Source organism: Gemmatimonadota bacterium (assembly GCA_026706345.1).
Classification (GTDB): domain Bacteria; phylum JAAXHH01; class JAAXHH01; order JAAXHH01; family JAAXHH01; genus JAAXHH01.
Window position 1 is genome coordinate 1 of record JAPOYX010000107.1, and the last position, 11,233, is coordinate 11,233.

The following is an 11,233-nucleotide window of genomic DNA, read 5'->3' on the forward strand; positions in this document are numbered from 1 at the left end:
TCCGATTCCAGCCTGGGCTACGACGGCTACGTCATCCGGTGTACCGGCAATGTCCTGGCGCTTGCCGGCCGCCGGCCCTACTCCGCGCTGTACGCCGTGTACCGGCTGTTCGAAGAACATCTGGGATGCGGCTTCTTTGAAGAAGGCGAGCAGATCCCCCGGAAAGATACCGTCTCGATAGGCGAACTGGCGGAATACCGCAAGCCCCGCTTCAAGTGGCGGATGTACTTCGCGAACATGCAGGACGCTTACAGCGGCATGCGCTGGTGGACCTGGGAGGAGCTCAGGCCCTGGATCGACTATCTGGTCAAGAAACGTTTCAACATCCTCGAGAGCGGCAACATCGCGGACTGTTGCGGTATCGGCGCGCTGGCGGCCAACCGGCTGGGCGTTCCGGTGGAACTGACCGACTGGCAGAAGGAGCGTATCGCGTTGTTGCGTCGGGTATTCGACTATGCCCGGGAAGCCGGCATCCGAATCCGTTACCGCATGCAGCTTCACGTGGGCACGCCCGCGGTGAATCCCGGTTTTTCACCCTATGCGGACGGCCGCCAGTTGCAGGTGTTCGTGGACGGTTACGAGGCTATGACCGGCGCCGGGATCAGCGTCGCGCCGCTGGAATGGTGCGGCGAATCCGAGATCGTCCTTGACCCGCGGGATCCCGCGACCCGGCGGTTCACCACCGCCGTGGTGGAATCGTACGGAGAGGCGCTGGGTACAGACCACCTCTACAGCCTCTGGCTGCCCACGGAGGAGACCTGGGTGGAGGAAGATCCGGACAGGGCCGCAGAACTCACCCACGCCTCGGTCGACGGCATGATCCAGGCCATCCGGGACGGCGATCCGGACGCGGTGCTGTTCAGTCCCCGGGTGTGCACGGACAATCCCACGGAGGCGGCCCAGGCGCGGGCGGTACGGGACGCCGGCCTGCCCGTGATCGGCAACATGTTCCTCAACCACGCTGGGAGGATGTACGACTTCCTCCGGTGCGACTACTACTGGGGGCTGCCGTGGTCCACGGGCATGTGCGGCCAGTGCGGCAGGGAGACCAATCCCAACGGCGACATCGAAACGGCGATCGACAACGCCCGTTCGCTGACGGATCATCCCAGGGCGGCCAACCTGCAGGGATTCATGGTTTCGTCGGAAACCAATCACCGGAACGTGATGACCATGGATCTGTACGCGGAGCTGTCGTGGAACCCCTCGGACGTGGAACCGGACGACTATGTCGAGCGCTGGAACCGCAGACGGTACGGTCCGGCGGCGGAAGGCACCCGCCCGGCCGTACGGATATTCGCCGAAACGATCATGGCGTACTTCGATCCCTGCACCCACAACGGCCCCCTGTACCGGAACTGGGACGGGACTTTGCTTCCCGGTCTCACCTCCGGGTCCGTCAAGCGGCTCATCGGGTTTCTTCCGGCCCTCCACGACATGCTCGAGATCCTCCTCTCCAAATACAACGACCTCAAGGGTTCCCCCATGTACCGCTTCGACCTGGTGGACATCGGCCGGACGTACCTGGCGGGCATCTTCAACCATCGCCTGGCCCACACGCGCAAGGCCTTCCGCGCCGGGGACGGCGAACGGTTCGAACGCATGGCGGAGGAGACGGAGCAGGTGATGCACGCCATGGCGCGATATTGCAGCGCCCACGAGCAGTTCAGGCTCAAGACCCACGACGAATGGGCGGCCCGATGGCCCGAGATCGTGCCGGGCCACGCCAACAGCGAAAGCAACTGGATCACCTTCACCGCCCTGATCTCCCTGGAAAACTGGCAGGTGCTGCTGGACTACCTCCCGGAGGATTTCGCCGAGATGATCGTCCATTACTTCCTCCCTCGGGTGCGGCAATACGTCGACCGGATGCGGACGCTCATGGAACGGGGGGAGGACATATCGGAGCGGCTGGTAGACCGGGATTCGGACGTCGATTTGCCCTCTCGCGTGGCGAACTGGTCGACGCCCCGGGGTAACACGCCCTGGTCGCCCTACGGGGATACCTGCGAACCCGAGTTGACCGGAGAGGACGAGGCCCTTGCCCTCCGACTCATCAAGGCCGGTTCCGTGAGCGGCCGGTACGACTTCTACGTGGGGCCGCTGGATGTCCTCGTCCGTGAGATGCTGGACGCCTTCCCGCCTCCCGAAGACATCGACGAGATCCTCGCGGAGGAGGACTACGCGCCGCCGGGCAACCGATTGGTATTGCACGGGGTTCCCGGCGAAACGATCGAGGGGTTCAACGTGCCCGGTTTCGTGGAAAGGGTCGTCGTTCCCCGTGAACTCCACGATATCATCGCCGTGCGCGAAGTGCGCAGGGAATACAACATCGCACGGGGCGAGATCGCCCTGTACCAGGTGACCGTGATGCCGACGGTCCACCTGGTCCGCCACGAGGACGAGCCCGCCCCCTCGGACGGTCACGACGTTGCGATATTCTCGTTCAATTTCCGAGACTCCGAATACAAGGTGTGGTTCGACAGCGGGACGGATCTGGACGTGGCTTCTTTCGTGGTAGCCCTAACCCCGGCAACAGGTTAATCCTTCTTTACGGCAGGCTCCTTACGGCAGGCTCCTTCTCAGGACTCGCGGGTGGGAACTCCATGTCTGGATCAGAGGCGTTGAACTTGAGATACCCCCGGACTTCATCAACCTTCGTCTCCACTCTGTCGAGCTTGTCTCTCAGGTCCCGTATCTCGGCTTTCAAGTCCAGGTACATCAGGACGGCGACCCCGATCAGGGCCGCCTTTATGGTCGCGTCCATCCACGCTCTTCGGTGCATCACTGTCACCTTGTTGTCGTGTTGTCTGTCCCACTACAGCCCGTGCGCTGATATATAAAGAGTCGGATAATTACCGGTAGCTCTCGTAAAAAAGTTCAAATACTTCCTGTTGCATCGGAATCCCTTGCGTCCACGGCAATTGTCTTTGACACTTCTCCCGCCACAAGCGTATTATATCTCTCGCCCACACACGCCGCCTATTTCTGCCGAGGCAACTTCCCATGTCGTCCGCGCCGACCGACTACGATCTCGACCTGAAGGTGGCGGAACTCAAGATCAGTGGATTCACGACTTTCGAAAATCTGGTCGCACCGGAGAAAATCGACCGCATACGGGAGGCTTTCATGCCGCGGCTCGACCGGCTCAAGGCGCGCGAAGAACATGAGATCCACCCGAAGGAAAGGGGCGAAGTCCGCACGGGCAAAGGACGACAGCAGTTCGTCAATCGCTATACCCTACACGTACCCTGGGAGCCGCCCTTCTCCGATCCGGAGCTTTATGAGAACCCCGTAGTACTGGCGTTTCTCGAACGATACTGGGACACCGACGATTTCCACATCGACTGCTACCACTCCAACAATCCCTATCCGGGCAGTGAGTTCCAGCCCTGGCACCGGGACCTGCACCTGATTACGCCCCACATCGGCCTGCCGGTCTGCCCCCATTTCGGCATCAAGTTTCCCCTGGTGGACACCAGCGAAGAGAACGGCAGCTTCGAGATCATGCCGGGCACGCAGTACCTGGCGGACCCCGACTTGGAGAAAACTTACAATGACGTACTGCTGCGGGGGGATTTCCCGCCCGCGCACCGGCTGAACCTGAAGAAGGGCACGCTCTGGGTGCAGGATCCGAGGACCCTCCACCGGGGCACGCCGAACCGGTCGGACCATGTCCGGGCGGAACTGGTCATTTGCTATTCGCGGCCGTGGTTCCGCAACGCCACGATCGACATGACTGCAGCGGAATACGCTAAGCTGTCGGATCGCGGCAGGGCACTGCTGTCACGCAGCAGGATCGTGGCGGCATGATCCGGGAACCGGCACCTCGCTGAAAAACCGGAGCTTTCGATGCTGTCCAGCGGGCAGATTGAACACTTCCACACCTTCGGATTCCTGGTCATTCGCCGGGCCTTTACCGGGGAGGAAGTAGAGGCGCTGATCCGGGAGGCCGCCGCGGCGTGTGCGGAGAAGCTCGGCCGCGACATCGGCGACGAGGAATGGCTTTGGGACGGGAAGTTCGTGGAGTCGCGCCCGGCGCTGACTCGGCTGGTGGAAGACGACCGGATCTACCTGTCCATGCAGGATCTCCTGGGCAACGAACTCATCTGGATCGGATCGGAGGTCATGTGGGGGATCGATCCCGGGCTGGCGGACCACACCTGGCATTTCGACGGTCACAAGACGGCGCGGCATCTCGACTACCCGCGGACCAAGGTCATGCTCTATCTCGATCCGCAGCGGAAGGAATCCGGCGCGCTGGGGGTCATACCGGGTTCCCACCGGGATCCTTTTCACCAATCGCTATTGCCCCTCCAGGACGCCCATCTCGGCGGAGATCCCACCCCGTTCGGCGTCGACGGCCCCCGGATCCCCGCCTGTGCCATCGAAACCGATCCGGGCGACATCGTCTTCTTCAACCAGTGGTTGTATCACGCGGTGTACGGCAAGGCGGGGAAACGGCGGGTGATCGTGTTCAAGTTCGGTCCCCGGCCGAAGAAGGATGACCACCTGCTCATGCTGCGGGAGGGCGCTCCGGATGTGTTTACGCCTCACGCCGCCTTCAGGAAGAGCGGGCGTCCCCGGATACGACATCTGGTCGGGGGGGTGGGAGCGCTCGGCAGGAAGGCGGAGAGCCTGGCCTGAAACTGCCGTGGTCGTGGTGTACCCGGCGTTCTCCAGTGGAAGTCACACCTGAAACCTTGCTCGAAATCCGCTAAGGAAGCCGGGTCGTGTACCACGGTGCTTTCGAGCCGCGGTCACACCGGCTGGCGGATCCTGGCCAGGATGCCCCGCCACCAGGACCGAAGGTCTTCGAAGGCGCTGTAGACCAGGGGCAGCGCAATCATGGCGCCTATCGTGGAGAAGATCAGGCCGCCCATCACCGACCGGCCCATGGGATAGTAGGGCAGATCCCCCAGCGAAGCGTTGCCGATGGCCATGGGCAGCAGGCCGAGCATGGTCGTCAGCGCCGTCATCAGGATCGGCCGCAGGCGGTCGCGTCCGGCCTGGATGATCGCTTCCCGGCCCTTCAGGCCACCCTCTTTCTCCAGGTGCTTGATGTGGTCGATGAACACGATGGCGTTGTTTACGACCACCCCGATGAGGATGACCACCCCGATGAGCGCGAGCACCGACATGTGGGTGCCGGTAGCGAACAACATCCAGTAGCATCCGAAGTAGGCGAAGGGAATGGACACCAGGACGATGATCAGGGGATCGATGTAGGACTCGAACAGGGAACCCAGCAGCAGGAGTACCGCGACCAGGGCCAGCATGGCGGCCAGCGCCATGGTCTGCGTGTCTTCCTCCAACTGCTCCCACCGCTCTCCAAGCCGCCACGAGTATCCCCGCGGCAGGGCCAGGTCCGCAAGGGAGCCGCTGATTCGGGTACCCAGGTTCTCGATGCCTTCGGTGGTGGTGTTCGCCCGGACCATGAGTATGGTCTGGCTGTCCCGGCGGTAGATCGTTCGGAAGGCGGGGCTCTGCGAGAAACCGGCCATGGTGGCCAGCGGCAATTGGGTTCCGTCGTCCAGGTAGACCGCCTGGTCGCGCAGCTGGTGGACGGTCTGCCTGTCCTCTTCGTCCGTCTGCAGCCAGACCCGGATCTCCCGGTCCGCGGTTTTCAGCCGCCTCATCTCCTGCCCCCGGATGCCCGACAGCGTCATGGCGGCGATACGCTGGGGCGTGAGTCCGAACTTGCCCGCCAGGTCGCGGTCCACGGTGACCCTCAGCTCGTCCTGAGTGTCGTCGTTGTCCAGGTCGGTGGTGATTGTCGTGATTTCCGGCAGTTGGCTCAACCGCGCGTTCACGTCCCCGGCGATCTGCTCAAGCACCCTGGGGTCTTCGCCGCTCAGGGCGATGCTCACCCTCGGATCCTCTTCGCCTTCCTCGCCCCATCGCCATCTCACGACGCGCCCCGGCGCCTCGGGAATCGTCTCGCGCAGAACCTTGGCGACTTCTTCCGATGAACGGTAGGTCTCCGTTCCGCCCTGGGTACCGAGTATCAGCAGGATGGCCACGTACAGCGCCGTGGCCACGGCCATGGCCTGGAAGGCATAGGGCTTTTTCCTCAAGGCAACGAGCAGGCAGGCGCAAACCGCGAGCGAAGCCCATACCCACGGGTATTTCGCCTTGTGGACCAGTCCCTCCCAGACCGAGTCGTCCCGTTCGTTTTTGAGATAGACGTTGAACCATACCCGGCCGGGCCGGAAGTCCGTGCGAATCGCCTTGATGTTCAGCGAATCGGCCGCGGCCAGCCATTCATTCTCCCGTTCGGTCACAAAGCGGTCCGTCTCCTCCAGATCGAGGAACGGACCGGGTTCGACGTACATCCATACCTGCCGCTGGTCCGTGGGCGTGTTGTCGAGTTTGACCTTCTGCATGGGTATGAGCATAGTCAGGATGACGAAGCCGCCCAGGATGAGCGCCACATCGAGCCGGTGGTTCAGCACCCAGCCGATCAGCCTGCTGTACCGGTCTTCCAGCGCATCCAGCAGACCGACGGCCGGCAGGGCTCCGTCCTTCAGCAAACGGGAGGCAAGCAGCGGAATGAAGCTCAGCGACATGACCAGGGAGGACACCAGGGAGATGGTGATGACCAGGCCCAGTTCTCTCATCTGAGTCTGCGCGCCTCCGCCGTCGATGAAAAGCAGGGGCAGGAATACGATGGCCGTGGTGAGCGTCGCAGCACTGACGGCGACGGCGACCTCACGGGCGCCCTGAATGGCCGCCTTTACGGGTTCCATGCCCTGGCGCCGGAGCCGGAGGATGTTTTCCAGCACCACCACGGCGTTGTCCACCAGCATGCCGATGCCGAGCATCAGGCCCATCAGGGAGATGAGGTTGAGCGACAGGATCTGGTAACTCGTATTGATGAAATACATGGCCGTGAACGTGACCAGGATGGACGCGGGGATGGACGCGGCGATGATGAAGGTCGTCCGGTACCTCCTCAAGAAGAAGAACAGCACGCCTACGGCGAACAGTCCCCCCCACATCCCCGCGTTTCCGAGCGCACTGAGCGAACTCAGTATCCACGTGGACTGCTGGAAGAAGACGTGGTAGGTCAGGCCGGGCCAGCGCGGATCCCGCGTCAGCTCGTCCAGCGTCTCCCGGACGGCGGCCGTCACCTCCACGGTGTTGGCGTTGGATTCCTTCCGGATGACCATGCCCACGGCGTCCTGGCCGTCGAGGCGATAACCCCACTGGCTCGTGGGTTTACGGTAGGCGACGTCGGCGACGTCGCCGAGGCGAAGGCCTCGCTCATTGATCGGGAATGCCCGGATGTCTTCCACGGACTCGAACGCGCCCGTGAGCCGGACCAGGTAGCGGAACCCGCCGTCTTCCACGTATCCCCCGGGGGAGTCCATGTTGGCCTGTTCCATGGCGCCCAGAAACTGCTCGGGATTCACCCTGTAGGCCTTCAGCAGGTCTTCATCCATATCGATGATCACCTGCCGGGACTGCGATCCCCAGGTGTCGATTCCGGCGATGCCGTCCAGACGCTCGAGGCGGGGCCGGAGCTGTTCGTCGACCACCTGGAACAGCGCGTCCTGGTCGCCGTGCCATGACATGGCGAGCCACATGATCGGGATATCGGTAGTGGAGAACTTCCTTACCCAGATACGGTCTATTCCATCGGGCAGCCGGGGCCGTACCCGCTCCACGCGGTCGCGGACCTCCACGTAGGCCAGCTTCATATCGGTGTCGTGATCGAAACGCAAGTTGACGCTCACCCCGTTGGTCCGCGCGTTGGATTCCACGCGAAGCAGTCCCCGGAGGGTCTTCAGCTCTCCCTCGAGAGGCCGGACGATCATCTGAACATTGTCCTCCGGGGTGGAATTGGGATAGGGGACCCAGACGTTCATCCTCGTTCCTTCGATCGCCGGGATGAATTCCAGGGGAAGCAGTCTGAAGGAGACCGCGCCGAACAGGATCGCGCTGACCAGCACCATGAAGACCGTCACCGGCCTGCGGAACGCGAAAGCGGTCCAGTTAGCGGGCGTCAGGAATCGAAACATCAATCACTCCGGGGTATCGTATCTACGGTACTCGGATAACCGTTCTTCACGTGCTTGCGTCCTGCTTTCGGTCCAGCAGCGTATAGACGACGGGAATCACGATCAGGGTAAGCACGGTGGACGAAATCAGCCCCGCGATCACGGTGACGGCGAGCGGCGTACGTATTTCGGCGCCTTCGCCGACGCCCAGCGCCAGGGGCAGAAGTCCCAGGACGGTCGTGGCGGTCGTCATCAATATGGGACGAAGCCGCACCCTGCCGGCCGTAATGACGGCGTTGATCCGGTCTTCGCCTCTTCTTCGCAACCGGTTGATGTAGTCCACCAGAACAATCGCGTTGTTCACCACGATGCCCGCGAGCATGATAATGCCGATCAGGACCACGACACTGATCGTGATGTCGAGCAGGTACAGCGTCACCAGCACGCCGGAAAGGGCGAGCAGAAAGGAGAACATGACGATGAAGGGATGCAGCAGCGACTCGAACTGGGAAGCCATGACCAGGTATACCAGGAAGACGGCCATGGCAATGGCCAGCAGCATGCTGCGCGACGCCGTGTTCATCTCCCGGTACTGGCCGCCCAGATCGATGCTGAAGTCATCGGGCAACGGGAGCCCCGCCAGCCGGTTCTGGATGTCCCGCGCCACGCTCCCCAGGTCGATTCCCGTCAGATTGGCCGTCACGAGCGCCACGCGCTGCTGGTCTATACGCCGGATCTCGCTCGGTCCCTCGTCCATGCGCACCTGCGCCACGCCGCTGAGCAACACGGCACCGCGTTCGGCGGCGGGTTGCGAAGATCCGCCGTTCGTCGATCCGGGATCCTCCCCGGACGGATTCCCTTCCGGCCGGTTTTCGGTGTTTGTGTTCCCCCGCCCGCCGGTGTTTACGGCCAGCGCCTTCAACTGGGCGATTTCCTTTCGATCTTCTTCCCTTGCGCGCACGAGGATATTGATCTTCCGGTCTCCCGCCGAAAACCGGGTGGCCACGCTACCGCGGACCTTGTTCCTGATCGCGTCGGCCGCCTGGCCGATGTCCACGCCGAGGGCCGCCATGCGGTCGCGGTCGAAGACGACCACGACTTCCGGATGCCCGGCCTCCATCAGGGATCGGGCGTCTCTGAGCCCTTCCGCGCCTTCGAGGGCGTCGACGACCTGGCCGCTGATGGAACGGAGATCCTGCAGGTTGTACCCCCGGATTTCCACTTCCAGCGGCGCCTTGAAACTGAACAGGGCGGGGCGAACGAACTCCAGCCGGGCCTCCGGTATGTCCGCCAGCCGGGACCGGAGCCGGTCCATGACGTCGTCGCTCCCCTGCTGCCGCATCGTCTCCGGCTGCAGCATCACCGTCACCCGGGCGATGTTCTCCCGTTCTTCCTCGACAAGCGTGCCGCCCGATTCCACCGCGCCTACCACGACGTAGACCTGTTCGATGTCCGGGTCGTCCCGGATCAGGTCTTCTATCCGCGTCGCGGTCGTGTCGGTGGCGGCCAGCGGCGTGCCCGTCGGCAGGATGAGATCGACCGCGAACTCGCCCTGTTCCAGTTCAGGGATCAGTTCGGTCCCCAGGCGCGGGATCAGCACCGCCGAAGTCGCCACGAGCGCCGCAACGAAGACCATGGTGACGAACCGGTGTTCCAACGCCCGGGAGAGCACGGACACGTATAGAACCTGAAATTTCTCGAGCACGTGGTTGAATAGATTCAGTACCGGGCGGACGATCTTGCCCAGCAGCCAGAATACGGCGCGAGCCAGCAGCCAGAACGGGGCCAGCACCAGCACCAGCACGTTGGGTACGACCGTAAACAGGGTTTTGAAGAAACTGCCGATCAGGAACCGGACCAGCCGAAAGAAGGGCAGTATGAAGCGAAAGGCGAACACGGCGATCCACCGTGGAACCGCCCCGGCAATGCGGGCCGCCCGCAGCCACCGGGCCCCGTCCTCTTGCCGGATGCTGTCGTGGCCCTGGACCACGCAACCTTTCAGCCAGCGCCACGCCAGCACCAGGAAGCGGCCGACCAGGTACACCGGATAGAAAAAGATCCAGCCCGCCCTGGACGGTCCGCCGTCCTTGCGTGTCCTGAATCCGCGGGCAGTCTCCCCGAACCAGGCGAATCCGGGGAAAGTTCCGGCGAACCACGCGCCGGTATCCTTCCTCGCCTTCCGGGGAAACCAGCGCCAGGCGCGGCCCCGTTCCTCCGGAGCGGACCGCCGGTACTCCCGGTACGCGGCCTGTATCCAGAGACCGCTTCCCGCCGCACCGCCCGTCCCGCCTTCCCGCGAGGCCATCATGGGGATGAACGTAAGCGCCACGGCGAGCGAGGCCAGCAGGGCGAAGGTGACGGTCAACGCCTGGTCGGTGAAGATCTGGCCGGCGACCCCTTCGATGAACACGATGGGAAAGAACACGGCGATGGTCGTGAGGGTGGACGCGGTCACGGCCATGCCGACTTCCGACGCTCCGCGCCGGGCGGCTTCGACGATGGAGTCCCCCTCCTCCCGGCACCGGAATATGCTCTCGAGCACGACGATGGCGTTGTCGACCAGCATGCCGATGCCGAGGGCCAGCCCCCCGAGCGACATGATGTTGAGCGTGGTGTCGCTGAAGAACATCAGGATGAAGGTGATCAGCACCGAAACCGGTATGGCCACGCCCACGATCAAGGTGCTTTTGAGGTTGCGCAGGAACAGGAAGAGGACCAGGATCGCCAGTACGCCGCCCCATTGGGCGGTATTGATCACTTCATCGATGGCGTTTTCGATGAAGCGGGACTGGTCGGATACGATGTACAGGGAGACGCCGTCCGGCAGGGTGGAAACCACGGTGCGTCTTCCGTCGGCGATAGTCGGCCCGGTCGGTTCGATCCCGTCCGCGGCCGCATCTTCCTGCCCATCGCCGCTCGGGGGACCCGTTTCATCGACATCCTCCTCTTCAAGCCTTTGGGTCCCGATGTCGCCAAGTCGCTCCTTGATGGCGCGGGCGACCGTTACCGTATTCGCGTCGGCTTCCTTGAACAGGGCGATTTCCACGCTCTCCCGCCCGTTGATACGGGTAACGGTCTTCCTTTCCTTGTAGTGGCGCCGCACCGTCGCGAGGTCGTTCAGCCGCACGGGCACCTCGCCGCGGCGGGAGATGATGATTTCACCGATTTCTTCCACCGTCTGGAACTCGTTGACCGCGCGGACGATCAACTCCTCGTCGCCTTCCCGGAGC

Annotated in this window: 6 protein-coding genes; 3 read left to right on the forward strand and 3 right to left on the reverse strand. The window is 63.1% G+C overall.

Features of this window, described 5'->3' with window-relative positions; all coding sequences use genetic code 11:
- Positions 1-2,544 (forward strand): alpha-N-acetylglucosaminidase C-terminal domain-containing protein (locus tag OXG98_07530; GenBank protein MCY3771853.1); only part of this gene is annotated, 2,544 nt, incomplete at its 5' end.
- A 7-nt stretch (positions 2,545-2,551) separates the two neighbouring features.
- On the opposite strand, the gene OXG98_07535 is transcribed toward OXG98_07530, so the two are convergent.
- The gene (locus OXG98_07535) at positions 2,552-2,767 is read right to left on the reverse strand and encodes a hypothetical protein (GenBank protein ID MCY3771854.1); all 216 of its coding nucleotides are present in this window, start codon (positions 2,765-2,767) and stop codon (positions 2,552-2,554) included.
- A gap of 239 nt (positions 2,768-3,006) precedes the next feature.
- Between OXG98_07535 and OXG98_07540 the strand changes: the two genes are divergently transcribed.
- Positions 3,007-3,813 carry a phytanoyl-CoA dioxygenase family protein gene (locus OXG98_07540; GenBank protein ID MCY3771855.1) on the forward strand — a complete coding sequence of 269 codons (807 nt, stop codon included), beginning with the start codon at positions 3,007-3,009 and terminating at the stop codon, positions 3,811-3,813.
- A 39-nt stretch (positions 3,814-3,852) separates the two neighbouring features.
- Positions 3,853-4,647 (forward strand): phytanoyl-CoA dioxygenase family protein, encoded by a 795-nt coding sequence (locus OXG98_07545; protein ID MCY3771856.1) that lies wholly within the window; start codon positions 3,853-3,855, stop codon positions 4,645-4,647.
- A 113-nt stretch (positions 4,648-4,760) separates the two neighbouring features.
- Here OXG98_07545 and OXG98_07550 read toward each other — a convergent pair whose 3' ends face one another.
- Both OXG98_07550 and OXG98_07555 read right to left on the reverse strand, forming a co-directional pair.
- Positions 4,761-8,024 (reverse strand): efflux RND transporter permease subunit, encoded by a 3,264-nt coding sequence (locus OXG98_07550; protein MCY3771857.1) that lies wholly within the window; start codon positions 8,022-8,024, stop codon positions 4,761-4,763.
- A gap of 46 nt (positions 8,025-8,070) precedes the next feature.
- Positions 8,071-11,233, reverse strand: a 3,163-nt coding sequence (locus OXG98_07555) for an efflux RND transporter permease subunit (protein MCY3771858.1), incomplete at its 5' end; no start/stop codon positions are given.

Bases quoted from the DNA above. Each gene is read 5' to 3' on its own strand.
- OXG98_07540 (MCY3771855.1), top strand. From the start codon at position 3,007: ATGTCGTCCGCGCCGACCGACTACGATCTCGACCTGAAGGTGGCGGAA.
- OXG98_07535 (MCY3771854.1), bottom strand. From the start codon at position 2,767: ATGGACGCGACCATAAAGGCGGCCCTGATCGGGGTCGCCGTCCTGATG.
- OXG98_07545 (MCY3771856.1), top strand. From the start codon at position 3,853: ATGCTGTCCAGCGGGCAGATTGAACACTTCCACACCTTCGGATTCCTG.
- OXG98_07550 (MCY3771857.1), bottom strand. From the start codon at position 8,024: ATGTTTCGATTCCTGACGCCCGCTAACTGGACCGCTTTCGCGTTCCGC.